General features: G+C 68.0%; 18 protein-coding genes. 8 read left to right on the top strand and 10 right to left on the bottom strand.

Annotated elements, in window-relative coordinates:
* Positions 1-71: 71 nt before the first annotated feature.
* Positions 72-1931: an HD domain-containing phosphohydrolase gene (locus ABOD76_RS21395; RefSeq protein WP_350245389.1), complete on the bottom strand. Its 1860-nt coding sequence runs from the start codon at positions 1929-1931 to the stop codon at positions 72-74.
* Positions 1932-2194: 263 nt separating this feature from the next.
* On the opposite strand from ABOD76_RS21395, the gene ABOD76_RS21390 reads away from it, so the two are divergent.
* Together ABOD76_RS21390 and ABOD76_RS21385 are read left to right on the top strand one after the other, a co-directional pair.
* Entirely contained in the window at positions 2195-2404 is a 210-nt protein-coding gene (locus ABOD76_RS21390) for a hypothetical protein (RefSeq protein ID WP_350245388.1), read from the top strand.
* 68 nt (positions 2405-2472) lie between these two features.
* Positions 2473-3276: a GNAT family N-acetyltransferase gene (locus ABOD76_RS21385; protein WP_350245387.1), complete on the top strand. Its 804-nt coding sequence runs from the start codon at positions 2473-2475 to the stop codon at positions 3274-3276.
* Between the two features lie 281 nt (positions 3277-3557).
* On the opposite strand, the gene ABOD76_RS21380 is transcribed toward ABOD76_RS21385, so the two are convergent.
* Positions 3558-5660, bottom strand: a complete 2103-nt coding sequence (locus tag ABOD76_RS21380) for a tetratricopeptide repeat protein (protein ID WP_350245386.1) — start codon at positions 5658-5660, stop codon at positions 3558-3560.
* Positions 5661-5751: 91 nt separating this feature from the next.
* Positions 5752-6513 carry a carboxypeptidase-like regulatory domain-containing protein gene (locus ABOD76_RS21375; RefSeq protein WP_350245385.1) on the bottom strand — a complete coding sequence of 254 codons (762 nt, stop codon included), beginning with the start codon at positions 6511-6513 and terminating at the stop codon, positions 5752-5754.
* Between the two features lie 681 nt (positions 6514-7194).
* On the opposite strand from ABOD76_RS21375, the gene ABOD76_RS21370 reads away from it, so the two are divergent.
* Positions 7195-7977, top strand: coding sequence for a carboxypeptidase regulatory-like domain-containing protein (locus tag ABOD76_RS21370; protein WP_350245384.1), 783 nt, complete (start codon positions 7195-7197; stop codon positions 7975-7977).
* Positions 7978-8249: 272 nt separating this feature from the next.
* Positions 8250-11312 (top strand): ATP-binding protein, encoded by a 3063-nt coding sequence (locus tag ABOD76_RS21365; protein WP_350245383.1) that lies wholly within the window; start codon positions 8250-8252, stop codon positions 11310-11312.
* 285 nt (positions 11313-11597) lie between these two features.
* Here ABOD76_RS21365 and ABOD76_RS21360 read toward each other — a convergent pair whose 3' ends face one another.
* A complete protein-coding gene (locus ABOD76_RS21360) occupies positions 11598-12707 on the bottom strand; it encodes a glycoside hydrolase family 43 protein (protein ID WP_380129765.1) in 1110 nt (369 codons plus the stop codon).
* 470 nt (positions 12708-13177) lie between these two features.
* Between ABOD76_RS21360 and ABOD76_RS21355 the strand changes: the two genes are divergently transcribed.
* The gene (locus ABOD76_RS21355; RefSeq protein WP_350245382.1) at positions 13178-14101 is read left to right on the top strand and encodes an L-lactate dehydrogenase; all 924 of its coding nucleotides are present in this window, start codon (positions 13178-13180) and stop codon (positions 14099-14101) included.
* 253 nt (positions 14102-14354) lie between these two features.
* Here ABOD76_RS21355 and ABOD76_RS21350 read toward each other — a convergent pair whose 3' ends face one another.
* The 3 genes from ABOD76_RS21350 to ABOD76_RS21340 all read right to left on the bottom strand — a co-directional run bounded on the left by ABOD76_RS21350 (position 14355) and on the right by ABOD76_RS21340 (position 17815).
* Positions 14355-15818, bottom strand: coding sequence for a multicopper oxidase domain-containing protein (locus tag ABOD76_RS21350; RefSeq protein ID WP_350245381.1), 1464 nt, complete (start codon positions 15816-15818; stop codon positions 14355-14357).
* Positions 15819-16706: 888 nt separating this feature from the next.
* Positions 16707-17168, bottom strand: coding sequence for a hypothetical protein (locus ABOD76_RS21345; protein ID WP_350245380.1), 462 nt, complete (start codon positions 17166-17168; stop codon positions 16707-16709).
* Positions 17169-17356: 188 nt separating this feature from the next.
* Positions 17357-17815, bottom strand: coding sequence for a hypothetical protein (locus tag ABOD76_RS21340; RefSeq protein WP_350245379.1), 459 nt, complete (start codon positions 17813-17815; stop codon positions 17357-17359).
* 335 nt (positions 17816-18150) lie between these two features.
* On the opposite strand from ABOD76_RS21340, the gene ABOD76_RS21335 reads away from it, so the two are divergent.
* Both ABOD76_RS21335 and ABOD76_RS21330 read left to right on the top strand, forming a co-directional pair.
* The gene (locus tag ABOD76_RS21335; RefSeq protein ID WP_350245378.1) at positions 18151-19608 is read left to right on the top strand and encodes a hypothetical protein; all 1458 of its coding nucleotides are present in this window, start codon (positions 18151-18153) and stop codon (positions 19606-19608) included.
* 102 nt (positions 19609-19710) lie between these two features.
* Positions 19711-20691 (top strand): SDR family oxidoreductase, encoded by a 981-nt coding sequence (locus ABOD76_RS21330; protein WP_350245377.1) that lies wholly within the window; start codon positions 19711-19713, stop codon positions 20689-20691.
* Between the two features lie 19 nt (positions 20692-20710).
* Here ABOD76_RS21330 and ABOD76_RS21325 read toward each other — a convergent pair whose 3' ends face one another.
* The 3 genes from ABOD76_RS21325 to ABOD76_RS21315 form a co-directional block, all read right to left on the bottom strand.
* Positions 20711-21511, bottom strand: coding sequence for a class I SAM-dependent methyltransferase (locus tag ABOD76_RS21325; protein WP_350245376.1), 801 nt, complete (start codon positions 21509-21511; stop codon positions 20711-20713).
* A gap of 88 nt (positions 21512-21599) precedes the next feature.
* Complete coding sequence (locus ABOD76_RS21320; protein WP_350245375.1) at positions 21600-23675, bottom strand: BTAD domain-containing putative transcriptional regulator; 2076 nt, start codon at positions 23673-23675, stop codon at positions 21600-21602.
* Positions 23672-25759 (bottom strand): BTAD domain-containing putative transcriptional regulator, encoded by a 2088-nt coding sequence (locus ABOD76_RS21315; RefSeq protein WP_350245374.1) that lies wholly within the window; start codon positions 25757-25759, stop codon positions 23672-23674. The genes ABOD76_RS21320 and ABOD76_RS21315 overlap by 4 nt, the downstream gene beginning before the upstream one ends.
* Positions 25760-25874: 115 nt before the next feature.
* Here ABOD76_RS21315 and ABOD76_RS21310 point away from each other — a divergent pair, with 115 nt between their 5' ends.
* Positions 25875-26078: a hypothetical protein gene (locus ABOD76_RS21310; RefSeq protein WP_350245373.1), complete on the top strand. Its 204-nt coding sequence runs from the start codon at positions 25875-25877 to the stop codon at positions 26076-26078.
* Positions 26079-26267 lie beyond the last annotated feature (189 nt).

Genomic DNA, 26267 nt, shown 5'->3' with positions numbered 1-26267 from the left:
TCGCTCCACACCCGGGCGGACCGTGACCGGGAACGATCGTCACCCGCAGGGGACCCCGCTGCCGTGGCCGTTCAGGATGTCCGGTTCCGGGCCACGATCCGCGAGAGAGCCTCGACCACCTGTGGGTCGAAGTGCCGTCCGGCCTGGGCGCGGATCTCCTCCAGCGCCGCCTCGAGCGTCCAGGCCCGTTTGTACGGGCGCTCACTCGTAAGGGCGTCCAGCACGTCCGCCACAGCGACGATGCGGCCCGGCAGCGGGATGGCCTCACCTCTCAGGCCATGCGGGTAGCCACTCCCGTCCCAGCGCTCATGGTGTGTCAGGGCGATCTCCTCGGCCATGCGCACCAGCGCGTTATCACCGCCCGCCAGGATGTTCGCGCCGATGATGACGTGCGACTTGACGACCTCGAACTCCTCGGGCGTGAGGCGGCCCGGCTTCAGGAGGATGCCGTCCGAAAGGCCGATCTTGCCGACATCGTGCAGTGGGGCCGTCTGCTCGATCAGCCGCACGGTCGCCTCGGGCACGCCAAGTTCACGTGCGACGCCGGCCGCCGTCACCGCCACCCGCGACATGTGCTCGCCGGTGTCGTCGTCCCGGTACTCTGCGGCGCGCGCCAGACGTTGCAGGATCTCCAGCTGTGCGCCCTCGATGCGTTCCGTGAGGTGCGCGTTGTGCGCCCGAATCACCGCTTCCGCCGCCTGCCGTTCGGTGATGTCGACAGCGACACCGACCAGCCCCGAAATCTGTCCTGCAGCGTCCCTCGTGGGCACCTTCGTGGACCAGAAGGTGCGGCCAGCTCCGCCCGGCAGATGATCGGTCACCTCGTAGCTCAGCGCCTGTCCCTCCAGGACGGCCCGGTCGCGCACAGCGGACGCGGCGGCCGTCTGCGGCGGAAACACCTCCTCGTCCGTGTGACCCAGAATCGCATCGATCGGCAGACCGATCTGGGCGGCACCGGCGGCATTGATCATCAGGTAGCGGCGTTCGAGGTCCTTCACGTAGATGGATTCCGGGACGCTGTCCAGCACCGTGCGCAGCAGCGTATGGCTGGCACCCAGCGCCTCGCGCGCCGCAACGATGTCCGTGAGGTCACGCAGGGTCACGGTGTGCACGACGCTGCCGTCCACCTCGGTGGGTGACAGGGTGAACTCGCACGGAAACCCTTCGCCAGTCCGCCGCTGCGCGGGGACTTCACGGCGGCGTTCAGTCATGGTCCCCCCGGCCACCGCATCCCGGAACTCCATGCGGGACGCGGGCGGCATCATCAGTTCCACCAGTTCCTGCCCCAGCGCCTCGGCGCGCGTGTACCCCAGCATCGCTTCCGCCGCCGGGTTCCATGCCATGACGCGGCCAGCGGCGTCCAGCAGCAGCATGGCGTCATGGGCGGCCTCCAGAACAGCCGCGTGGATGTGTCGCTCGCGCGCCTGCTCCGCCAGCGTCCGGCGCAACTCCAGGTCGGTCATCACGCTCTCCGCGAGGTCCTGCAGGGTGGCGCGCTCGTCCGGGGTCAGGTCGGCGCGGGGTTGGGTGTCGTACAGGCACAGAGTCCCGAGCGTGAAGCCGTCCGGCGTGACCAGCGGCGCGCCCGCGTAGAACCGCACGAACGGGGCGTTCGCCACCACCGGAAGGTCCTGAAAGCGGGCGTCGGCCAGGGTGTCCGGCACCACCAGCACCTCCTGACGCTGCACCACGCGCTGGCAGAACGACGTGGCGCGCGGCATGACCGTGAGGTGCATGCCGACGCTGGCCTTGAACCACTGCTGCGTCTCGTCGAGGAAGGTCACGGCCGCCACGGGAACGCGGAACAGCCGGGCGGCCAGACGGGCGGTGCGGTCGTATGCCGCTTCCGGAGCGGTGCCGAGAATGGCATACCGCGCCAACGCCGCGAGGCGATCAGCATCGCATGTCGGGTGCGCCACAGGCTGAAGCATGCCCTGAGGGTAGGGGGCCACCCCTGGCAGAATTCTGACGCCGCCGTCTTCATGACGATGAGGTTGGACCGGGCCCGGGGCTCCGCCTTCCTCCTGGTCCAGGCACCCCGGGGCGTGTGTCTCCCTCCAGCGGGCCATTCATCGAGCCGGGTTCTTTTCCGCGTCGAATTCATGGCCTCCACCCATCCGCTCCCGGGGGCCTGGCCCACGCGTCATCGGCCCATCATCCTGAAACCGGTACGGTGCCAGAGAAAGGAGCCGATATGTCTCAGAAACCCGTGGTGTCCCCCTCTGCACACCCTCTTTCGCAGGGGCGGGTGTATGTCCTGCGCGTCTGGCATGAGCCGGGAGACCTGCCCAGCAGCCTGACCTGGCGCGCGTCTCTTCGAGAGAACACGCTCGACAACCGCCGCTACTTTGCCAGCATCGACGACTGCATCGACCACCTGTACAGCGAATTCATCCGCCCCTGAAGCCTTCGCCGCACTCGATCTTCCGCGCGGCACCTGCTTCGCCCGCGCCGTGAAAAGGATGGCCTGTCATGCACCTGCGTTCGCTGGGGTACCGCACCGATCTGATTTTTGCCCGCTTCCGTGGCCGCGTGACCGACCTCGAGGAGGCCATCGTGGTGGCCAATCCGCGCAGCCCCGCTCACTACTTCGGCAACCTGCTGGTCTTCCGCCAGCCGCCCCGCCCGGGCGACCTGGCCCACTGGGAAGCGCTGTTCGCCCAGCACATCGGGAGGCCGCCTGTGGTGCCCCACCGGCTGTTCGGGTGGGACGTGCCGGCACAGACGCCTGCCGAGGTGAACGAGTTCCTGGCCGCCGGCTATCAGCTGGAGGAGAACGTGGTGATGGCCGCCCCCAGGCTGCAGGCCCCACCTCATTTCAACCGGCAGGCGGAGTACCGGCCCATAGCCGACCACGACGAGGAGTGGGCGCAGGTGCTGGACAATCAGGTCGCCAGCCGTGAGGACGGCCATGACGAGGAACGCTACCGCAGCTTCAAGGCGTCTCAGCTGCGTGGCCTGCGCGAGATGTGCCGCTCCGGGCTGGGCGTGTGGTACGGCGCCTTTGTGGACGGGCGGCTGGCAGCGGACCTGGGGGTGTTCACGGACGGCGCGGGGCTGCTGCGCTATCAGAGCGTGGGGACGGACCCGGCATTTCGGCGGCAGGGGCTGTGCGGGTCGCTGACCTTCTTTGCCGGAGAACACGCCCGCACGCACTTCAGGGCCGAACGGCTGGTGATCGTGGCGGACGACCATGCCGAGGCCAAACGCGTGTACGCGGCGGTCGGCTTTCAGGCCGTTGAGCGCCAGCAGCTCCTGCTCCACACTGGGCCGTGATTCCCCTGCAGACACGCCGGGCAACCCTGCGTTCGTAGCGCCATGGCCCAGGGCACGGACAGGACACCGCATCAAGGTGTGTGCCTGTTTCCCTCCAAACACGGCGAGGCCCGGTTCTGTTCTGACCGGGCCTCTCACGGTGTTCAGACCAGACAGGGTCCTCTGGTGCACATGTTCCACCAGGGTCGGAGGGTTTGGGCCGGGCGGTGTGGGGAGGCAGGTTCTGCCGCACCGATGGCCCTCGTTCCAGCGGGGGGCGGAAAGACACCCCCCGTCTCGGTTCAACGTTCGCGCCAGTAGGCAGCGGCGGCCGCGATGCCGAATTCCTGTTCCATCTTGCCTTCCCACGCGCCGGTGGAGGCGTCCGGGCCCGCCCCCAGGGAAGCCTTCCCCTCCACACGCATGCCGGCGTCCTGGATGCCGTCCTGACCGAACTTGATGTAGATTCCTTCCTTCACGCCCACACCACCAGTGGCGGGCACACCCTTCGGGAGTTTGAGTTCGGCCTTGACGCCGGTGAAGAGGGTGGCGTTGCCATTCCAGTCGAGGCTGGCGGAGGCGAAAGCGCCGAGCCAGTCGGTGCCCATCAGAGACGAAGTGGAGAGCTCGACGTCTATTTTTTTGCAGCTCAGGGCGAAACTCAGGCCCAGCCCCTGCGCCTTGAGGGCGGACGACGGCACCTTCGACTTGAGTTTCGTGCTCGACAGCACCCCGCCGCAGGGGTCGTTATCCAGCTTGGGCAACGCGGCGAGGTCAAGCGGCACGTCCGGCAACGTCTCTTTGCAGGTGAAGGTCATGACGTCGCTCAGCAGGAGGGCGCCGTACACCACCGGGCCGTAGAAGGAGGCCTTGGCCGAGGCCTCGATGGCCGCCCGCTTCGCCGCCCGCACCTGAGGGTCCGGGAGGTTGGCGGCCAGCGCCGTTTCGAAGTTCACCCGCGCGGACACGAAGCGGGCCATGGCCTGCTCCTGCCCCCGGACGTAGGGGCGCAGCGCGTCCATGCGGACCTGCTCTGCATCGTCATAGACCTTGCGCTCCTCCGCGCAGGTGTGCGGGGTCGGCAGCGCGCGCAGTCCACGCTCGACGGCTGTGTTGCGCTGGTCGCCTAGCGGATGAAACGCCTTCTCCAGCGCGTAATGGGCGCTGTAGGCCGCCTGGTAGGCGGGCCACACCTCCGGTTCGAAGACCGAAGTGATGATGGCACCGTTGACCAGCCGGTACCAGCGCAGCTCTCCGTCGTCGAGCAGCCTGGAGAGGTTGGGGGCCGTGGCCCGCACATTCAGCGCCCGCAGCACCTCGTGCCCCTCGCGCTCCAGCGCCTCGTACTTCGGCTTGAGCACCATCGCCTCGTTGCGGTCGTGCGGCAGCTTCAGCTGCGGCAGATCGAACGACGCGCCGCGTGACAGGTCGAAGATGGTCCGTGCGGAGCGGCGGGTTGGGGCCTGCGGCCGCGGCAGCAGAGCGTCGCCGTGCGTGCCGGGGGTGTCCTCCTTCACGATGAGGTCGCTGGCCTCCGGGGCCACCGTCCGGCGCAGGGCCACCCGCAATTCGCGCGTCGCCCCTGCCACGTCACCGCTGCACAGCAGGGCCTTGGAGAGGTTCATCCGCGCCTCAGACAGGTCAGGAGCAAGAGAGAGGGCCGCCTTGAGCGGGGTCTGCGCCTCGGTCCAGCGGCCCAGTCCCAGGAAGGCGTGACCCCGGTTGGTCAGGGCGATGGCCTGCCCCGGCACACCACCCGGCGAGGGCAGCCGGCCACCGAGCTCCGCCGCCCGGTCGAGCACCGCGATGGCCTCCCGCGGCAGGCCCGACAGGGTCAGCACGCCCGCGAGGTTCACCAGTGTCATCGCGTCTTTCGGCTGTGCACGCTGCTGGGCCAGCAACAGCGCAAGGGCCGCCTGGGGTCGCTGCGCCGCCAGGGCCGCCGCGACGTCCGACGACGTCCCGCCCGTCGCCTTCTTTGCCGCCGCCCCGACCACCGTCTGCGCCGTCCCGATGGCCGTCTCGAAGGTCATCGCGCCGGGTTCGCGGCGGACCGGAAGGGGCAGCACCCGGGTGCCCTTCGCCTTCAGCTCACGCAGCATCTTCAGGGAATGTTCCAGCCCTGCCCAGGCCGGATCGCTGGGCTTGAGGGCCGTCAGCGTCTGTTCCAGGCTTCTGATCATCTCGTCGACGTTCATTCCTCCGCCAGGGGCCAGCCCCGGCGTCCGGGCGTCGCGCACCGCGGGGCGGCAGGCCTCGGTGGTCAGCTTTGATAGCTGAGCCCGCATCTCTGTTTCGGGTTCGAGCACGGTCTGGTCGCTGAGCGACACCCAGGACCCCGCGGCGAGGGCGGGCGAGGCGAGCAGGGCGGCAAGGGTCAGTGGTCTGGCGCATCTGATGTTCATGGCCACAGGGTGACCTGGGCTGGATGATGAGCGGATGGTGGAAGGGAACAAGAAAAGACCGCCCCGGAGGGCGGCCTGACGGAGGAGCAGCTCAGGGATTGGCGATGTACAGTTCCATGGTGACGCCGTACCGGTCACCGTCGTCATGAAACTGGGCGAGCACGCTGGGCACGAATTCCGGCTGATCGACCGAGCGGAGCCGCATCTGCTGCTTGACCCCGTTGAGCATCTGGGTGGCGCTGACCTTGTAGCGCCCGATCGGCACGTTCTTGATGCCGTATCCGAAGACCACCTTGCGGGTGATGGGGGCCGTGTCGCCCAGCACGTTCGGCCCATCCGGCGTGAAGGTGTATTCCAGGGTGTCGTAGTCGAGTTCCACATTGCTGTGCGCCAGATAGATGTTCACCTTGCCGCTCGGCGCGTCGCTGGCCTTGAAGGTAAAGTTCCGCACTGCGCCCTGCGAGCCATCAAACGGCGTATCCAGGTCGGGCGAAAGGCGCACCTCATACGACTCTCCAGCAACTTTCAGCTGCATGTAGGCGCCCGCGTTCCAGGTGCCCGGCTGATGAGCCAGGGGAATACGGTAGTGGCCCTGTGCGTCCGTGGTGCCGAGGGCGTTCATGTTGTAGTAGGCGGTGTGGTCCGCGAACACCTGGACACCAGCGATGGGCGCTCCGGCCTCGGTTCTGACGGTGCCCGTCATGACGTACGCGCTCGCCGAGCCGGGAGCGGGGGAAGCCGGAGGGGTGGTACCGGGCTGCTGGTGAGCGGGAGGGGTGGTGGCCGGGGTGGTGCTGGCACCACAGGCGGAGAGGGCGGTGACAGCGAGCAACAGCAGGGCGGTGTTTTTCATGGTGGAACCTCCTTGGGCAGCGGTGGGTGCTGCGTCCAGTGGATGGAGCGTAGGAGGGTCCGGATGATGAGCCGATGGCGCGTCTGCTGAGCCTGGGAAAGGAAGTCGACCCAGGCTTGATCTTCGAGCGCTGAATGCTGTGGGGGTTGCCTTGCCCGGGAAGATCACATTCACACCTTGTGCGTTGCTGAACGGGCAGATCAGGAGTGGAATAGAAAGGCGCTATATCTGCTTTGTGCTGCCGAGGCCTGGGATGCATGTACCGGGATACACGCTCAAGAAAACAACGAGTCTTTTTAACATTATGAGCTTCCCATACTGTTCCCGAGTGGTTGTTGTGTTCGTGTGTGTTGCCCTTGCGCGCCGCTGATAACGCGCTGTTGGACACCGACCTGTATCAGGGCGGCCTGGCTGGAAGAGGATGACGCTCTGCAGATCGGAAAAGCCTTCGAAGCCAGATCCGACTTCGCGTTCTTACCGGCTCACTCTGGGAACGCAGCAGCCGAATACTGATCATGAATGCCGACAGGCCCAAAGGAATGGGTCATAAGAGCTCCTGCAACACCCACCTCCCCTCTTCCCTTTCCCAGGCTCAGAGACGCGCCATCGGCTCATCATCCGGACCCTCCTACGCTCCATCCACTGGACGCAGCACCCACCGCTGCCCAAGGAGATTCCACCATGAAAAACACCGCCCTGCTGTTGCTCGCTGTCACCGCCCTCTCCGCCTGTGGTGCCAGCACCACCCCGGCCACCACCCCTCCCGCTCACCAGCAGCCCGGTACCACCCCTCCGGCTTCCCCCGCTCCCGGCTCGGCGAGGCCGTTTCACATGACCGGGGTCGTGAAGAACTCGCTGGGTGCTCCTCTGAACGGCGTGCGTGTGGGAGCCGATAACACGATGATTGACGGCTCGGAGGTCTGGACGACCACCGATGCTCAGGGTCGGTACGATCTCGACCTGTCGAAGATGCCGATCCTGAATTCCTGGACGGCGGTCGCAAACCTTGTCGTGCGGTACAGCGGCGGAGAACACACGCTGTATCCCGAGGTGGACGACTCCGCCGCTTTCATGGGGCGAGACGGCGCGGTACGCAACTTCACCCTGAAGATCACCGGAAAGACGCCCGGAGGGGGGTACTATGGCGCGCTGTTCTACGCTCAGCTCGGCCTGTCGGACGCGGGGGAAATGCCTGAATTTGGCGACGTGGAGTTCACGCTGACACCCGCCGGACCGCTCATCGACGGCACGCAGGGAGCGCCCATTCAGCTGCGTCAATCGCAGTTGCCCTTCGAAGTGCCGCAGGGTCGTTATACGGTGACGGCTCGCTCCATCTCGGGCAGGGGACCGATCTGGCTCAAGGCAAGGGGCGGGACCTACGGCCCGGAGGCGGTGCCCGACCTGGAGTACACCGCCGGAACGGGGATGACGCTCTCCGTGGATATGGTGCACCCCCGCCGCTGAGCTGGAGCGGTGTGGGAAGTCACCGGGAGTGTTGATGGTTCTCCACCAGGTCGGGCGCCTCAGGCGACCTTCTGACGCCCTCGCCTTCGAGCGCACCATGGCCAGGATGGTCTGTGCCGGAGATGAGGTCGCCTCCTCTGCACGCTGCGGGCGAGCCCAAATGCATAGACTCCAGCAGCTACGGCGGACACAACGATTGCTTGCGCCGAGGGTCCCCACGCGGCCCTCCCCTTTCCGGCCCGCCTCCCGTTCCTCTGGTATAACCAGGGTCCATGAACAGCGCAGTCTGGCACCTCGCGGCCTTCGGCAGACCGCGCCTCCTTGACCCGTCCGGTCAGCCGGTGCGCTGTGAGGTGCGGACGCTCGCCCTCCTCACCTACCTCGCGCTGGAGGGACCCACGTCACGCTCGCGGCTCGCGAGTTTGCTGTGGCCGGAGACCGTCGAGGGCAGCGCCCGCAACAACCTCGTTCACCTGCTGCGCCGCGTGGCGAAAACCCACCACCCTGACCTGGTTCAGGTGGGAGAAGCCGTTGCGCTGGGCCAGGCGCTGACATCGGACGTGGCGCCCTGGGGTGAGGTGGGCGCTTCTCTGCCCGCACCGGACGCCGTGCCGACCGGCGTGCTGCTGGACGGCTTCGCCTTCGACGACCAGCCGGACCTCGCCGAGTGGGTGCTGGCGTGGCGGGAGCGGGTGGATCAGGCGCGGGCCGAGCGCCTCTCTGGCAACGCCACGCGTGCGGAGGCGGAGGGCGATCTCGCGGCGGCGCTCCAGTTCACCCGCCGTCTGCTGGACCTGGACCTCCTGTCCGAGGACACCCACCGGCGGCTGATGCGGCTGCTGTATCTGTCCGGCGACCGTCCGGCAGCCCTGAAGGCCTACCAGCGCTGCCGGGAGATGCTGGAACGTGAGCTGGGAGCCGAGCCGCTGCCGGAGACCCGTGACCTCGCCCGCCTGATCGAACAGGGCGCCGTCGGTGCCCCGGTGCCCGCCGCCCCCCGAATTCCGCTGTCGGTGCTGAGGCCACCGCTGCTGGTGGGGCGGGCCGCCGAGTGGGCGCAGATGGAGCAGGCGTGGGCGCGCGGGCAGTCGATCATGCTGGTCGGTCCGGCCGGGTCGGGCAAGTCGCGGCTGATGCATGACTTCGTGGCCAGCAAAGGCGTCGCCTTCCGACTGGAGGGCCGCCCCGGCGACCGTGCCGCCCCCTTCTCGACGGCCGCGCGGATGTTGCGCCGCGTGCTGGACCGGATGCCACCCGGCGTCGAGGTGCCCGGGTGGGTGATGCCGGCCCTCGCGCCTCTGGTCCCCGGCGTCCCCGCCGACCTGACCGGCAACCGTCCCGATCCACACATGACCGAGGCGCTTCAGATGATGTCAGCCATCGCCATCCAGGTGGAGGGGGCGGTGGCGGCCGTGTTCGAGGACCTCCACGAGGTGGACGCCGCGACCACCGACATGGGTATGGCGATGCTGGCCAACCATTTTCCGCTCGGACAGCCGGGCGGGCTGCCGCACTTTATCGGCTCCTTCCGGGCAGAGGAACTCGACCCGCATGCGCGGGCCGTCTTTGAGCGCTTCGTGACGGCCGGGCACTCGGTGTGGATCGACGTTCCGCCGCTTGATGAGGCAGATGTCGGGAGGCTGGTCGGCAGCCTGGAGCTTCCAGGATTGAGCGCACGTGCGGAGGAACTGGCCCGCTTTTCCGGCGGCAACCCCCTGTTCGTGCTGGAGACCGTCAGGCACATGATCGAACGGGGGGCACTCGACGAGGCCCAGCCACTCCCGCTGGCCGGCAAGGTTTCGGGTCTCCTCTCCCGCCGCCTCGCCCGGCTCTCGACGCCGGCGCTGCAGGCCGCACGGGCTGCGGCGGCGCTTCAGAGCGATTTTGACCTGGAACTGGTGGCGGGGGTCCTGCAGGCGCCCCTGCTGGAGGTCGCGGACGCCTGGGAAGAGCTGGAGAATGCGCAGATCGTGGTGGGCGAGCGCTTCAGTCACGACCTGATGGCCGAAACCCTACGGCAGGAAACGCCTGAAGGGGTGCGCCGGCTGCTGAACCGCGCGGCAGCCCGCACGTTGAGCGCCGCAGAAGGGATCTCACCGGCACGGATCGCCCAGCACTGGCTGGCGGGAGGTCAGGCGGAGCAGGCCGCGCCATGGCTGATTCAGGCCGGACATGCCGCGTGGCGAGCGGCCCGGCTGGAGGAGGCACAGGGCTTTTTCGGGCGGGCCGCCGACCTGCTCTCCGGCCACGATCCGGCCACCGCGTTTGCCGCACTCGCACGTCAGGCGGAGGTGCTGGCGAACATGGATGACCCCCGGCACGTGGACGCGGTGCGGGCGCTCCATCAACGGGCGACCACCCCGCTGGAACGTGCGACGGCCTTCATGCAGGACTACCGGGCCCTCGAAGGGACAATGGACGTGGCGCGAATCGAACCGGTCGTCCACGCGGGCCTCGCCGCCCTGCGAGGCGCGGAGCCGGGCCTGGAGGCCTGGCTGGTGGAGGCTCAGCTCACCGAGGGCCTCGCGCTCCTGGCCTTCGTCCGCGGGCAGCAGCACGAGACGCTTCAGCACCTCCGGTCAATGGCAGAGCTGGGTGAGCGCACGGCGTCGCTGGAGTGGCAGGCCAAAGCGCAGGAGGGGCTCGGCCTCGCACTGAGTGCGACGTCCCCGCGCGAGGCCAGGCTGCACCTGGAACGGGCGGAGACGCTGCACCTCAGAAGACACGATCACCTGCGGGCCGGGTCGAGCATGGCCAAGCTCGCCCGCGTGCTGTGCGAACTGGGTGAGGTGGCCGCCGCCCAGGCGGTGGTGGCCCGCGGCGAGACGCATCTGGGTCGGCTCGACGCCAACCATGGTGAGCGCGTCGCCCTGCTCAGCGCCCAGCTGATGGTCGCACAACTGTCTGGAGACCTCGCCCTGGCGGAGGCCCTGTACCTGCGGGCCCACCGCGACCACACGGTCGAGCACAACGTGCTGCTCGGCGCGTTCCCGGTGCTCCATGCCAAGACCCTGCGCCTCGCCGGCCGCCCCGAGGATGCGTGGGCCGAGGTGGCGCGCTCCCGGGATGGCCGGCCGTTCCCGGCGCACCTGAAGATCCTGCGCGCGCTGGAGGAAGCGGCCATCCTGCTGGCTTTGGGACAGGCCGATCGGGCCGCCCCGCACCTCGCTGAGGCAGAGGAGCAGCTCCGTGAGGTGCCGAACGTCGCGTGGCAGGCCCGGCTGCACAGCCTGCGGGCCGCTGTTCAGGGGGACGAGGACCGGCACCATCAGGCGGCGGCCGTCGCCATCCGTGAGCTGCACGGGTTGCCGGACCACCACTGGAGCGCCCTGTAAGCGCCTGAGGGTTAAAGACGGTCGGGGCCAGCTGAGGGCACCTGACCCCTTTCCCGCTGGAGGTGGCGGTTCCCGGCCTGGGCTCCTGCACGCTGGAGGCTGATGTCGGTGATCCATCGGGGGCGGCCCGCCGTAGGGTCCTGTTTCCGCACCCTGTTCAGGCCAAGTGCAGCGGATGAACAGTCAGACCACCACGCCCACAGCCCGGAGGACCTGCAGGCAACGGCAGACCCGGTTCAGATGCGAAGGGCGCCACCGATGGACTGCTCCGTCTCAGCGGGCCGGCTATTCAAAAAACTTCAGACTCCAGCCGGTGTTGGTGTTCGGCCCGCTGCAACAGCTGCGGGAATAGGTGGTGTTGCCCCACCACATGAATGACCCGCTATACCAGGAGCGGTTGCCCCAGCTGTAGGACAGGCTCTTCGGGACCGCGTGATACATCAGCGGGAAGCTCGACCCTGCCGGCGGACTGGTGCCCGGATCGCCGTTGAGCAGCACGAAGCTGTGATGACCCGGACCGTTGACATTGATGGTGGGGTCCCAGCCGGCCATCATCAGGGACCGGTTCGAGCCGAACAGACAGCCGTTGGATTTGTACCACGCCCAGACGTTGGTCGGGTCGCCCCCCGCGCTGAGGCGCAGATCGCCCAGACAGTAGTTAGCCGCCCAGCTGCCATTTGCCGAGTACACGATGTGCAGCTGCCCGGCGGGATCAATGATCGCTTCTGGCCCCTCATCCACCCGGGTAGGCGGGTTGGGATCGGCCTGCTCCCAGCCCTCGCGCGGCTGCGAGATGATGAACCGTGCTCCGGTGGTGGCGGTGGGACTGCTCATGCGGGCGATGTACAGGTTCTGCTCGCCGTTGGTCGTCCCAGCCCATCCGGACCAGACGAACCACCGGGTGTTGTTGAAGAAGAATGCGGTGCCGTCGATGGCCCACCGGTTGTCCGGCAACGCCATCTGCAGGGGCGCACCAAACCCGGTGCCGGGGTTCGCCGACTCGGAAACGTACATCCGCTGGCCGGCTCCACCGTCGCCGGACGCGAAGTACACGTAGAACCGACCGGTCCCGGGGTCACGGACCAGTTCCGGAGCCCAGACGTTTGGCATGTTCCTGGGCGCCGACCAGATCAGGCTGCGCGCCGACGCCCCCAGGCCGTCCACGCTGGTGGCGGCGCGCGAGTAGATGTTGTTGCCGTCCGATTCGACCGAATAGTAGGTGCTGCCCACCCGGATCACACTGGGATCGGCATTGTGGATGCTCGTCTGGGCCTGCGCTGTCAGCTGCCCCGGGGCTGACAGCGGCACACGGTCGCTGGCCGGCAGACCCGGCATTCCACAACCGGCGAGGATCAGAGGAACCAGGAGACTGAGGGCCATGTTCGTCTTGGGCATGAGACGCACCTTTGATATGGACACACGTTGAGTGACAGAGCCTGGAGAACCGGAAGCTTGGCGCGGGTACAGTTGTCGATACCTGCCCATCCGACCATGGAATCGCAACCCGGTCAACTTCCGGCCAGCAGGAGTAAAGATTCAATGACTGCAGGGAACCGAGGGGATGGCATCTCTGCACCGCCGACTGAGAAGGTAGGTGCCGGCATAGGTGAGGAGCCGCTGGTTGACGGGAGTCCACGGCCTGTGGCGTGAGATGCAGCTGTTCACGCCGCCCGCATTGCTCAGCAATGAAGACCTCGGGCCAGATCGGGCCCGGGGTTGACCGTGTCTGAAGAGACGTCCCTTTAACATGCCCTGTACACCATGCCCGGACACAACTCTGCTGGAATGCCGGAAGCGGTGCTCGACGTGCGGCAGGTTTCCGCGGAGCAGACGACACCGGCAGCCGAAGCACAGAAAGGATGGAAATGAAAGTTGGCGTGATCGGGGCAGGATATGTGGGTGCAGCAGCTGTGTTTGCCATGGTGCTGCGCGGGTCGTGCAGCGAAGTGGTGATCGTTGACAAGAACGAACAGAAAGCCCGCGCTGAGGCGGCCGATATCAGCCACGCGACGCCGGTCGCCCACGCCACCCGCGTCTTCGCTGGGCAGTATCAGGATCTGCGGGGCGCGAGCGTCGTGATCCTGACGGCCGGAGCAAATCAGCGCCCGGGGGAGTCGCGACTTGAACTGCTGGGCCGGAATGCCGCCGTGTTCCGGGAAGTCGTCCCGAACGTGGTGCAGGTTGCACCCGACGCGGTGCTGCTGGTGGCCACCAACCCGGTGGACGTGATGACCCAGCTGACCGTGGACCTGGTCGGGCCAGCCCAGGCAGGGCGAGTCGTCGGCTCAGGAACCGTGCTGGACACCGCGCGACTGCGTACCCTGGTGGCCACGCGGGCGGAAGTGGACCCTCAGCACGTGCATGGGTACGTGCTGGGTGAGCACGGCGATACCGAAGTGGTGGCCTGGTCAGGCGTGCAAATCGCCGGCCTACCGCTGACGCAGTTCTACGAGTCGCGGGGGCAGTCGTGGTCGCCCGAGATGCAGGTCGAGATGGACCATGCCGTCCGCCATGCTGCCGCCGAGATCATCGCAGGAAAGGGCGCCACCGCCTACGGCATCGGCGCGGCCCTGGCCCGTATCAGCGAAGCGGTCCTCCGCGACCGCCGTTCTGTCCTGACGGTCTCTGCGCCCAGCGAGCAGTACGGCACCTCACTGGCCCTGCCACGGGTGGTGGGTGGAAGCGGCGTTCTCGCCACGCTGCCGACACAGCTGACCGCCGCCGAGCAACAGGCACTGGACCATAGCGCAGCCGTGCTGCGGGAGGCGCACGCTCAGCTTCAGCAGTAAAGGAAGCGGGCAGGCTTCGCTATTTCCTTTCCTGGTGCGCCCGGTCGGTGCAGGCTGGCCGTGGAACGACACGGGCAAGGCGAACTTATCAGCGGACGAACCGTCTCGGAGAAATCCGGCACCCCGGACATGCTCCAGCTCAGTTCGACCCCACACCCTCAGGCGGCCATCGCCTCGCGTTCTGCCCAGGACCAGCAAAAGAGGACACCCCACGGTGCCCTCTCCTGGGTTCCCGGGCGGGAACTGCCGCTCTTTACTCCACCACCACTTTGGCGACCATGTTCGTGTGGGGCAGGCAGTAGTAGGTATAAACACCCTTCTTGGTGAAGGTATACGCCCAGTCCTTGCCCTGAGCGATCATGACCGGCGTCCCTCCCGCCTCATTCGACGAGTCGAAGGCGCGCGTCCTGGGGTCTCCACCCGGCGTGCCCGCCGTCACGCTATGGCCTACGGCGTCCCGGTTCACCCACGCCACTTTGGTGCCCACCTTGACGTGCAGTTCCTTCTGATCGAAGCCGAAGTTGACGATGTTTACCACCTTGATGGGTGAGTTCTTGGGCAGGTGATCGTAGAAGTGGTTGTGGGCGGGGCTGCTGTCCGGGTAGGCTTCGTCCGCTTCGCCGGCGGTGCTGGCCGCGCCGACAGCAGGCGGCATCCCGGCCATCGAGTGGCTGTGGGCGTCGGTGGGGTCTGTGAGCGGCAGCCCGTAGGCAGTCACGGCCGGGCCGCCCTTGAGCATCACGTGGATCCCCCCGGGGTAGATTCCATTGTTGGTCACGTCCTTCACGATGTGATCGTGGAACGGAAAGGCGCCGTCGCGGCCCTTCACCAGAATGTCCACCCGCTCGCCGGGCGCGATCAGCAGCGTGTCCTCCTGCAGCGGCTCAGGCAGCGGGAAGCCGTTGCGGGCGATGATCAGGAAGCTGTTGCCGTGCATGTGCAGGCTGTGCACCTCCTCCCCGAAATCCGCGATGCGGATCAGGTCCGTCTGCCCGTCCGGGATGGTGATGTCAGGAATGAGCGGGAACGACTTGCCGTTCACCAGGAAGTAATTGGGCTCGCTCTTGTGCACGGCCGCTTTCGGGTCCTGACGGCTGTCCCACTCGTCGAGGATCATGGCATGCTCGCCCTTCCAGACCCTGGCCGCCGGGTCCCGCGGTTCCACGATGATGGCCCCGTACATGCCCATGTCCGCGTGCAGATAGGTCTGGAAGTGGCAGTGGTATCCAAATGTCCCCGCCTCGGTCGCCACGAATTCATAGGTGGTTTCCTGTCCGGGCAGTACCTCGTTCAGGCCGTCCATCTCCTGCGAGAGGCGGTCAATGCCGTGCAGGTGCAGCGTGTGCGGCTGGTCGTGGGTGTTTTTGAAATGAATGACCACGTGGTCGCCCTGATTCACCACGAGCGCCGGCCCCGGCACCGTCGGCGGCTGGCCGGGCAGGTTGAAGGCCCACTGCTCGACCTTGACCCCCGGCGCGATCTCGGCCTGAATCTTGTGCACTTCAAGGGTGAACTCGCGGCGCTGACCGGTCGCCTGCTGCACGGTCACGGTGCGGTTGGCGGCCTGTTCGAAGCGGCTGATGATGCCGTCACGGCCGCTGGTGGCGGTGGCTGCGCTGCGGGCGGAAGCGAGAAACCCGGCAGTGAGGGCGGCACCGAGAACCGAGACGGCGAGGGTGGTGATGGCAATGCGGCGCTGGACCTGTTTGGCGTTCATGTGCTTGCTCCGTGTACCTGAGACGGGGGAGAACCTCTGTCCTCCCGGGTACATGCAGAGTCTCGAACGCCGCCATTACGAAGCCGTTACCACACCGGTCAGGGTGCGCCAGGGGCAGAAACATGACGTACGGCCTCCAGCGATGTGGGCGCCTCACCTTTTCCGCGCCGGGCTCGGAAATATGGGCCACCTCCCGGGCGACCGTACTTCAGCTGTAATGTGCCGCGGACAGCCTGCCGCGATGGGCGCTCCTTCCCGGCAGCAGCCCGCTATGCCTTCGTCTCTGCCCACCGGGCTGCTGCCCAGCATCATTCAGGGCAGCATGGGCGTCGCCGTCCTGGGCTGGCGCGCGCCGTGTCGAGCAACGGACAGTCCGGTGTGGTGCCCGGCACCGACATTGAGAAGGTCATGGTCCGTCGCCTGCAGGACAGAGCCCCCACAGGCGACGTGCACTGGACACCGCAAGCCTGTCCCGGCCCAGGGGTGCATTGAAGCACTTCTTCCTGTCGCACCAACGCACTCCCGGCAAGCGCACCGGCGCATTCCGGGACCGTACGGTCATGTCCTTGATAACCGAATCCAGGAAGAAGCTCCGCCAGCGACCGACCTCTGGCTGAACACGGGACTGCAAATTCGATGCGGACAACGGTGTGACCGCACGGCAGGGTTCGAATGTGTCCGGACGCGCAAGCACACTGCCTCATCCCCTGGTGCACGGGGTTCCCGAAGGCCTCCCCATCGCTTTCGCGAATCAACTGGTGGCACCCAATCCATGTGCCCTGGAACGGAAGCGGTGGCCGGAATTCCGGCCACCGCTTCAGGGGGCTCCAGTCAGGGAAACAACGCCTGCCCTGGCCCACCGCAACTTTTTGAGAACGGACATGGAACTTAACGATTGGCGGCTTTCCACGCATTGACGAGGCGGCTCAGCGAGGTGCGGGTCCCGTTCAGCAGTTCCGCCGTTACCTCTGCCTTGCCGGGGCTAACTTTGCCGTACTCCACCGTTGACCAGCGGTACTCACCACCCATCCATGAGGTCGCTCCCGGGCTGGTTGAATCCTGAACTCTGGTCGAGACCTGCGTCTCCAGGGCGGAGCTGCCCTGGATTGGGCGAACCCGCAGGCTCAAAGTGAGGTTTGCGGACGAGCGGCTGCAGGCTGTTGCATCCTGATAGGTCACGGCCCCGGTCCGCAGAACTTTTTTCAGTTCGACGTAGAGCTGGTTCTCCAGCCCGGTCAGCTTCAGAGGAACCCCGTCCTCGACCATGACGAAGATGGTGGTCTCCGGGCTCAGGCAGAGCGTGGCACCCTTCAGGTCGGGGGCCGCGGCGGCCAGGGGAGTGGTCAGCATGGCCAAGAGGGCGGCGCAGAGAGGCCAGATGCGTCCCCTTGGCGGCCGGTTATTTGCGTGCTGGTCGGTGTGCAGGGGGACAAGGGGCACGATGGTTCTCCTTTGCTTCTGGTCCCGGGCGTGGGCCGGACCGATTTGTTCTCCTTCACGGGCGGGTACGACGGTCCAGGCGTTCAGGTGCGCCCTGTTCACCGCTTGTACCGGCCGTAGTGCGCTTCGGCGTCACCCTTGAGGTTCCGCATGACCATGATGTCCGCTCCGGCCTGGTTCTTCTCCAAGCGGAAGACCCAGGTTTCAGGATTGATTGTGGTCGTTTCCCAGTGGTTCGAGGGCGTGCAGGTGTAGCCCTTGTTCATGCCCTCGGAGGGGCGGTAGGTGATCCGGTCGCCCTCGATTTTCACGCTCCCCTTTTCGTAGATGTAGAGCTTGGAGGTGCAGCCGTAGGTGGTCATGGACAGCAGGCGGGTGCGCTCGTAGCGGCCGTCTGCGGCGAAGGTGACGATCTCGGTCGCGCCGCTGGCGTCCATCCATTTGTTCGAGGTGCGGTCGTAGTACTCGATGGGCGAGAGCCGGCCGTACAGCCAGCTGCCGAGCATTGGCGCCGGCAGCGGTGAACTGGCGGTGGGCGCGGCGAGGGCAGATGACATCAGGGCAAGGGCGGTCAGAAGGGCAGTGCGGATCATCGGAGGTCCTTTCTGCGCCCCGGTCTAGAGGCGCCTTCCTGGGAAGTGGCGTGAGCGTACGCCCGCCCGTCTGATTTCCGCGTGATCGTCTCCCTGAGACGGCCACAACACCCTGATTTCGTCGATGAACACGAGGTCCAGCGGACATCCGGGCCGCCACCGGGCCCGCGTTGACGGATCACGGCCGGATCAGAGGTCCTGGGCGATGGTGTCCTGGCCACACGGCATGGAGGACCACCATGAACGAACCCCGGACGACCGGCCCCTTGCGGCCCCCTGCACGGCCCCCCCTGATCCTCGTGACCACGCTCCTCCTGGCCCTGACGGCCTGCGGCGGCGGTCCCACGGGGCGCGGTCCTACCACCACGCCGCCCGGCCATCAGGTACCGGTCCCCGCCCCCATCGGCACGCCGACCGGCACGGGCGTTCAGGCGACCATCGGCGCGGCAGGCGGCACGCTCACGACGGCGGACGGCTCGGTCCGGATCGATATCCCTGCCGGGGCGCTCAGCGGCGACCAGACGGTCGGCCTGCAGCCGATCACCCGCACTGCCCCGGGCGGCACCGGTCAGGCGTATCGCCTGAGCCCGGAGGGCCTCACCTTCGCTCGCCCGGTCCGCCTGACCTTCAGCTACACCGATCAGGACGTGTCCGGCTCTGCACCGGAGGTCCTGAGCCTTGGCTTTCAGGACGTGCGGGGGGTGTGGCAGTACCACCGCGCACCGACCCGGGATGTGGCGGCAAAGACCGTCTCGGTAGAGACCACCCACTTCAGCGACTGGTCGTTGCTGGAAGGCATTCAACTCAAGCCGCTGTCGGCTGAGGTCGAGGTCGGCGGGTCGCTTGACCTTCAGCTCATCACCTGCCTGCACCCGGATGGTGAAACAGAAGGCCCGATTCCCTCCTCCAGCTGCGGTCCCGCGGCTGCGGCGTTCACGGCGCACAGCTGGGCCGCAAACGGAGCCGTGGGCGGGAACAGCACCGCAGGGACCGTGGCCGAGACGGGCAACGGCCAGGGCACCGCCCGCTACACCGCCCCAATGAAGCCGCCGGGCAAGAACCCTGTGGCCGTGTCGGTGCGGGTGTCGGACCTGATGCTGGGCGACGTGACCGTGGTTGCAAATGTGCAGGTCAGGCCGCCAGCCAACACCTGGCAGGGGTATGTCTTCTACACCGAGACGGGGCGGCAACCGTGGAAGATGCAAGACGGCTTCGAGGGTGCGGGCTCCAACTATGCCAAGCAGACGCATACCTTCAAGGTGGTGGGCGAAACACCCGTGGATGCCTGGAACACCACGCTGCTGCTTGAGCAGGAGGGGTCGGCTGAGTACTCGTCCATCGGGCATAGGGAGAAGAAGATCTACGAAATCTGTCAGGCTTTCGGAGAAAAGATCCTGCGCCACCACTTCATCTACGACCGTAACTTCCAGATGTCCGGCACGGTGAAAGCGACGCTCGAGGCGCGGCTGCATCTGTCAGACGGCCACTACAGCCTGTCGTTCGCTCCGAAGCTGGTCCCGATGACCGGGCAGGACAAGACGGTTGACATCTACAAGGACGGCTGCGCGCATACGGTCAATGACCACTCGAGCACCAAGCCGGTGAACACCAGCGAGGAGCCGCTCAACACCAACGTCGAGGGCGCCCTCGATCCCGCCCATCCGAACGTCCTGAAGGGGAAAGCCGAGGGCAGCAGCACGGTGTTCATCCAGCCGACCCAGTACCTGCTGAGCTGGGACCTGAAGCGGGGACCGTAACGCCAGATCTCTGGCCCTCACCGTACATCTCACCCGGCCCAGCACTCCTTCCCGCGCCCTGAACGTGCGGCGCGTCGCCCACTCCCATTCAGGAGGAACCCCATGAACACGGTCCACTCGCTTCCGCTGCCCACCCGCCCCATCCTCGTCGTCGGAGCCACCGGGGCCATCGGCTCTCAGGTCGTGCGGGCACTGCTCGCCGCCGGTGCCCCCGTGCGGGTCTTCGTCCGTTCGCCGGAAAAGGTGCGTGACCTGCCGGAAACGGTCGAGCGCGCCCCCGGCACGCTGGAGGACCCGGTCGCCATCGCCCGCGCCCTGCAGGGCGTCCACGCCGCCTTCTACGTTTCGCCACACGATGAGCAGGAGGAGGTGTTTGCCGAGCGGTTCGTCTCGGCCTGCGAACGCGAGGGCGTGCGGCTGGTCTTTTCCGGCGTCTACGTGGACGGCCGGACGCGGCTCGCCCGCTTCGCCATGCGGACGGTGTTCGGACTGATGATGCCGCACTACCGGCCTAAACTTCGCCTCGCCGAGCGCGTCCGGACCTCGCGCACCGACCCGGTGGTGCTGAGTCCCGGCAACTACTTCCAGATGGATGAGGTCTGCCGGGCACACCTGGAGGGCGGTCGCTACCCCTTCCCGCTGGGGCTGGTGCCGCGGGTCGATACCCGCGACGTGGGCGAGGCGGCGGCCCGGGCGCTGCTCGATCCCAGCGTACCGTCTGGCGGGTACGCGCTGGTGGGCCCGGAGTCGCTCGACGGTGAACAGACGGCCGCCCACTGGAGCGCGGCGCTTGGCCGGCCGGTGGCGTACCTTCCCGACCTTGAAGTCACGGACGCCATCTTTGACCGTGTCTACGGGGGGCGCAAGGCGCTGGACTGCCAGAAGAGCTACCGGATGGTCGGCAGGGTGAAGATGAAGACCTCCGCGGCCGACGTGCAGCAGACCGAGTTCCTGCTGGGCCGTCCACCTCGTTCCTTCGCCGAGTACACCCGCGACGTGGCGGCCAGCTGGCTGGCCACGGCCCCAGCGGCGTGGCCGGCGGGCCTCGACGCCGAACAGCGCCTGCACGAGCCGGTCTCCTGACGGCAGGGTCCGGACGCGGTCAGGGGCCGACGGTGCCCCTGACCGCCCAGGCGCGGACTGCCAACAGAATCTCCCCGTCGGGCCCGGTGGGCAGCGAAGCGCGGACTGCTTCCCGGAGCCGGTCACGATGCTCCGTCGTGAGGGTCGCGACATATTTCGGTGCGGACCCGGTCCCGCCCAGGAACGGCGCCCAGTACGCGTCGAAATGCTCGAACGCGGCGGGGATGTCGAGCGCCGTCACCTGCACGTTCCCGAGGCCCACCGCCTCTACCCCCTCCCGCAGCGGCCCGGGGCGGCAGATCGGGGCGTTGACTCCGTCATCGAACCGGACGGCCTCGGGGTCCATCGTGCGGGCCACGTCAAAAAAGCGGCGCATGATCTGCATGTGTCCGGCGTAGTCCCACACGTAGAGCGCCACCTGTCCGCCGGGCCGCACGAGCCGGGCCATCTCGCGCAACGCCTGCAGCGGGTCACGGGTGAAGTTCAGCACCAGGCCACTGACGGCCCGGTCGAAGCCGCCCGGCGGCAGCCCCGTCTCGGTGGCATCCCCCACCCGAAATGTGGCGCCCGGCACCCGCTCCGCCGCGACCTGCACAAACGCCTCGGCGGTATCGAGGCCCAGCAGCGACTCCGGCTGGCAGGTTTGAGCGATGCAGCCGGACAGCACGCCGGTGCCGCAGCCCAGGTCCACCCAGCGCTGGCCTGGGGGCGCGGCCAGCCACGCCAGGAACAGGGGCGCGACCGCGCGGCTCCAGCGGCCCATATACCGCTCGTAGGCCTCGGCAGCGCCCCACAGGTCACGGTTCGGTCCGTCGGTCATGTGCGTTCCCTCCTCTGGGGGTGTGCGGTGCGGGATGGCGTCCAACCGTGGTGGGAGCCATGGGCGATCGGCCGCTGACCCCTGGCGTTCAGGAGGGCAGGCGCACGGCAGACTCCAGGGGCACCGCTGCGACGGCCGCTCTCGCCTCGGCCGCTCCGCGCACGTCCCCCTGACTTTCCAGCAGGTCGGCCGCCAGGGTGTAGAAGCGCGTAGCGTCGGAGAGCAGATATTGGTCGTGCGCTTCCTGCGCCGCGCGCAGGTAGGCTTTCGCGGCGAGGTCCAGCTTGCCGCCCTCCTGCCAGTGGCGTGCCACCCGGGCCGCCACACCTTCGCCGCCTTCCAGCGTGCGCGCGGCGGCCCGGTGCAGCAGGCCGTGCACGGACGCCGGGATGCCGGCCACCACCGCCTCGTACACCAGATCGTGCGTGAAGCGGTTGCCGTGCAGCACCTGGGCGGCCTCCAGTTCCTCCCAGGCCTGCGCCAGATCCAGCAGCGGGGCACCCAGCATCTGCGCCACCTGTTCCGGGTCGAAGTCGCTCTGCAGCACCGCCGCCGCCCGCGCCGCCTGCAGCGCCGGGGGCGAGAGCCGTTCCAGCCGCCGCCCGATCAGCGCCCAGACCTTCTCGGGGAGCGGCAGCCGTTCGGGCAGCGGCCCGTCCAGGCGGCCCGCTTCCAGCAGCAGCTTGACCGTCTCCAGCAGGAAATGCGGGTTCCCGGCCGAGTGCCGCCACAGCTGCCGGCGCAGGTCCGGGTCGTCTGGCACGCCGATGTCGCTCATCAGGCGGTCGGCGGCCGGCTCGTCCATCGGCTCCAGGTCGATCAACACCGCGATGCCCAGCTCCAGGGTATGCCGCACCAGCGCCGCGCTCTCGGGCGGGAGTTCACCGCGCCGGAAGGTCGCCAGCAGGCGCAGCATGCCGCCCGGCTGCCCCAGCGGAAAGGACGTGCCGAACATGTACAGGCCCATCTGGTTGGTGTGGTCGTCGTAGAACTGCCAGTCGTCACAGATGTTGGACTGCAGGCCCTGGTGCATGGCGATGGTCCAGATCATGTGCGCTTCCCGGAAGCGCAGCAGTTCCTCGTCCCCCGTGATCGGTGGGGGCCGATCTTCCGGCGGCAGCAGCTCCGGCACCAGCCGCGAGATCTCCCGGCGCACCCACGGCTCCATCTGCAGGTCCGGCAGGCGCTGGGTGTTGATGCGGCTCATCCGGGTCAGGGTGGACCACGGCTGCACCCGGTCGCCGGGCCGCCCGGAATACACGACGTATTCACCCTTGCTCCCGGCGAAGTCCAGCGCCAGCCGCGTCTTGCCGGAGCCCGGCTCGCCGGAGATGAAAATCCACTGCCCGGCCGCCCAGGCCGCCTCCAGCCGCGCCCACTCCCGCTCCCGCCCGACAAGGTGAGGCGGGCGCAGCACCGCCAGCGGCAGCTCGGTGCGGACAGCAGGCGCCAGGACCGGCACGGTACCCCGGTCGATCTCCCGCGCGAGGTCCACCGTCTCGGGCAGTGGCCCGGTCCCGAATTCACGCTGCAGCACCTCTTTGCAGCGCTGGTAGGCCCGCAGGGCGGCGGGGCGATCCCCGGCGAGGTAGTGCAGTCGCATCAACCGGCGCCACCCATCCTCCGACACCGGGTCCAGGTCCAGCAGCGTGCGCGCCTGCGTCAACGCCTGCGCGTACTGCCCCTCACGTTCCAGCAGATCCGCCGCCTGCCGCAGGGCCTGCAGCCGCGCCTCGGACATGCGTTCACGTTCGCTGTTGACCCAGTCGTCCAGGTCCGGGCAGTCGTCGTAGCGCAGCCCGGCCAGCAGCTCGCCTCCCGCCGCCAGCAGCTCCGCACTGTGCCCCTGCGTGTACGCCGCCCGCACCCGCGCTGCGTCCACCTCCAGCTCCGGGCTGAGCGTCAGCAGGTCGCCGCCCACCATCAGGTCGCTGCCGGCGAACAGGCGCAGTTTGCGCAGCATCTGCGACAGGTTGTTGCGGGCGGTGTTCTCCAGCGAGTCGGGCCACAACAAGCCTGCCAGCCGCCCGCGCCCGGTGGCCCCCTCCAGCGCCAGGTACGCCAGCGCCGCCGCCAGCTTCCGCTCCACCCGGGGGAGTTCGAGGCCGTGGCCTTCCAGCACCGGCGGTCCCAGCACCCGCAGGTGCCACCCCGGGGTGCTCACTGGACCCCCACGGTGAGCAGCTGCTCCTGCACGCGCGCGGCTTCCGCCTGGGCCGCCGCCGCCTCGTCTGCCCAGCCCATCGCCTCAAAGGCGGCCGCCGCCTGGACGTAGAACCCGACGGTCTCGGTGAGCTGGTAGCGGTCCTGGGCGTCCCGGGCGGCGCGCAGAAAAGCCGGCGCGGCGAGGTCCGGCTTGCCGCCTTCCTGCCAGTGCCGGGCCACCCGCGCCACGTGCCCGCCGGCGCGCTCCAGCGTGCGGGCCGCCGCGCGGTGCAGCAGGCTCCGCACGCTGGCGGGGATGTTCGCACTGACCGTCTCGTACACCAGGTCGTGCCAGAAGCTGTGCCCCCGCACGATGCCGGCGGTCTCAAGTTCCTCCCAGGCGGCGGCGATGTCCAGCAGCGGTGCGCCCAGCATCTCGGCAACGAGCTCCACGTCGAAGTCGCTCTGAAGTACGCTGGCCGCCCGCGCCGCCTGCAGCGCCGGGGCCGACAGGCGCGAGAGGCGCCGGGAGATCACCTCCCCGACGCGGGCGGTGACGGGCAGTTCCACCCCAGAGAACCCAGCGCGCGAGAAGGTGCCGCTCTCGATCAGGTGCTTGACGATCTCCAGCAGGAACAGGGGGCTGCCGCCCGAGTACCCCGCGAGCCGCGTGCGGAGCGTGCGGTCCTCGGGCACGCCCAGGTCGTCCATCAGGGCATTGAGCAGCGCCTCTCCGAGCGGCCGCAGCTGAATCCGGATGGCGATGCCCTGCCGCACCAGTTCCTCGGTGTCGCGCACCACCTCCGGCAACAGTTCTCCGGTGCGGTAGGCGCCGATCACACGCGGAAACGGGTGATCCGGGTCACGGGGGGCAGAGAAGAAACTCGAGAAGAAGTACAGGCCGTCGCGGGTGGAGGGGTGATCGTAGAACTGCAGGTCGTCGGCCACCACCGTGGCGAGGCCCTGGTAGGTCTGCCGCGAGAACACGGACATCGCCTGGCGGTAGCGCAGCAGGTCGGCCCCGGAGCCGAGCGGTTCGGGCGGCGGGCCCGGCGGGGCGTACTCGGGCAGCACGCGGCCCACCTCCCGCCACACCCACGGCTCCAGCTCCAGGTTCGGCGTGCGCTCGGCCAGCATCCGGTAGTTGCGGGCCGAACTGGTGAACGGCTGGTGGATGTCGCCGGGCCGACCGCGGAATTCGATGAAGCCGCCCTTGCTCGCCGCAAAGTCGGTGATCAGCCGCGTTTTGCCCACCCCTGGGTCACCCTCCACGTAGATCATCTGGCCGCGCTCCCAGGCCTCGTTCAGCTGCGCCCACTCCTGCTCGCGCCCGATCAGGTGCGGCGGGCGCAGCACCGCCAGCGGTAGGGCCGACGCCTTCAGCGGAGCGCGGGTCGGCACGCGGCCCTGATCAATTTCCCGGGCGAGCTCCGCCGTTTCGGGCAGCGGCCCGGTTCCAAACTCGCGTTGAAGCGTTTCCTTGCAGCGGTGGTACGCCCGCAGCGCCGCCGGACGGTCACCCGCGAGGTAGTGCAGCCGCATGACATGGCGCCACGCTTCCTCCGACACCGGGTCCAGGTCCAGCAGCGTGCGCGCCTGGAGCAGGGCCGCCGCATACTCTCCGGCGCTCTCCAGCCGGGTGATCTCGGCACGCAGCGCGAGACCGCGCCACTCGGACATGCGTTCACGCTCGCTGTTGACCCAGTCATCCAGGTCCGGGCAGTCGTCGTAGCGCAGCCCGGCCAGCAGCTCACCCCCCGCCGCCAGCAGCTCCGCACTGTGCCCCTGCGTGTACGCGGCCCGCACCCGTGCCGCGTCCACCTCCAGCTCCGGGCTGAGCGTCAGCAGGTCGCCGCCCACCATCAGGTCGCTGCCGGCGAACAGGCGCAGTTTGCGCAGCATCTGCGACAGGTTGTTGCGGGCGGTGTTCTCCAGCGAGTCGGGCCACAACAAGCCTGCCAGCCGCCCGCGCCCGGTGGCCCCCTCCAGCGCCAGGTACGCCAGCGCCGCCGCCAGCTTCCGCTCGGGGCGCTGCGACACGCCGCCCGGTCCCTGAAGGGAAACCGGACCGAGCAACTGAACGCGCCAGTGATCGGGCTGCATAGAAGACTCCCTCAGTCTAAGCGGGAACGGGCCGGACGTGAAGGTCGGCCGCCCGAATCAGGCTCCAATCACTGGCCCTGACCTACCCTGACCGTGGAAGGAGGTGCCCACAACCATGCCAGAGCACGTCATCACGCTCCAGCCCGGCGAACATGCCCTGTATCAGCTGCGCATCTGGCTCGAGGACGACGGTGGCCGCCCAAGGTGGCGGGCGTCGGTCAAGCCGCCGCACGAGGAGCAACGCCGCGTCTTCACGTCCCCAGACGCCCTGCTCCGCTACCTGGAGAGCTGCCTGAGCGCTGTAGAACCGTCGGTCTGATGCCAGAACTGCTCGCAGGCCGCGCTGGAAGGTCGCGGCCTAGGGTCACGTATGCCGCCGCTGGGAGGAGGCACATCGGTGTTCTGGTGTTGCGGTCAGCTGTGCAGGGCAGCGCCTGTACCGGAATGTCAGGCCAGACCTGAGTCATGGGTCAGGGCGTGCGCTTCCACGACTGGCGGGACGGGAGAA

Source organism: Deinococcus sonorensis KR-87 (genome assembly GCF_040256395.1).
Taxonomy (GTDB): Bacteria; Deinococcota; Deinococci; order Deinococcales; family Deinococcaceae; genus Deinococcus; species Deinococcus sonorensis.
The sequence above is the reverse complement of the archived record's forward strand: the minus strand, read 5'-3'. Positions and strand labels throughout refer to the sequence as shown.

Coding starts and splice junctions, on each gene's coding strand:
- ABOD76_RS21370 (WP_350245384.1), top strand. CDS start 7,195: ATGAAAAACACCGCCCTGCTGTTGCTCGCTGTCACCGCCCTCTCCGCC.
- ABOD76_RS21315 (WP_350245374.1), bottom strand. CDS start 25,759: ATGCAGCCCGATCACTGGCGCGTTCAGTTGCTCGGTCCGGTTTCCCTT.
- ABOD76_RS21355 (WP_350245382.1), top strand. CDS start 13,178: ATGAAAGTTGGCGTGATCGGGGCAGGATATGTGGGTGCAGCAGCTGTG.
- ABOD76_RS21365 (WP_350245383.1), top strand. CDS start 8,250: ATGAACAGCGCAGTCTGGCACCTCGCGGCCTTCGGCAGACCGCGCCTC.
- ABOD76_RS21395 (WP_350245389.1), bottom strand. CDS start 1,931: ATGCTTCAGCCTGTGGCGCACCCGACATGCGATGCTGATCGCCTCGCG.
- ABOD76_RS21345 (WP_350245380.1), bottom strand. CDS start 17,168: ATGCTGACCACTCCCCTGGCCGCCGCGGCCCCCGACCTGAAGGGTGCC.
- ABOD76_RS21390 (WP_350245388.1), top strand. CDS start 2,195: ATGTCTCAGAAACCCGTGGTGTCCCCCTCTGCACACCCTCTTTCGCAG.
- ABOD76_RS21350 (WP_350245381.1), bottom strand. CDS start 15,818: ATGAACGCCAAACAGGTCCAGCGCCGCATTGCCATCACCACCCTCGCC.
- ABOD76_RS21330 (WP_350245377.1), top strand. CDS start 19,711: ATGAACACGGTCCACTCGCTTCCGCTGCCCACCCGCCCCATCCTCGTC.
- ABOD76_RS21360 (WP_380129765.1), bottom strand. CDS start 12,707: ATGCCCAAGACGAACATGGCCCTCAGTCTCCTGGTTCCTCTGATCCTC.
- ABOD76_RS21340 (WP_350245379.1), bottom strand. CDS start 17,815: ATGTCATCTGCCCTCGCCGCGCCCACCGCCAGTTCACCGCTGCCGGCG.
- ABOD76_RS21385 (WP_350245387.1), top strand. CDS start 2,473: ATGCACCTGCGTTCGCTGGGGTACCGCACCGATCTGATTTTTGCCCGC.
- ABOD76_RS21375 (WP_350245385.1), bottom strand. CDS start 6,513: ATGAAAAACACCGCCCTGCTGTTGCTCGCTGTCACCGCCCTCTCCGCC.
- ABOD76_RS21310 (WP_350245373.1), top strand. CDS start 25,875: ATGCCAGAGCACGTCATCACGCTCCAGCCCGGCGAACATGCCCTGTAT.
- ABOD76_RS21380 (WP_350245386.1), bottom strand. CDS start 5,660: ATGAACATCAGATGCGCCAGACCACTGACCCTTGCCGCCCTGCTCGCC.
- ABOD76_RS21325 (WP_350245376.1), bottom strand. CDS start 21,511: ATGACCGACGGACCGAACCGTGACCTGTGGGGCGCTGCCGAGGCCTAC.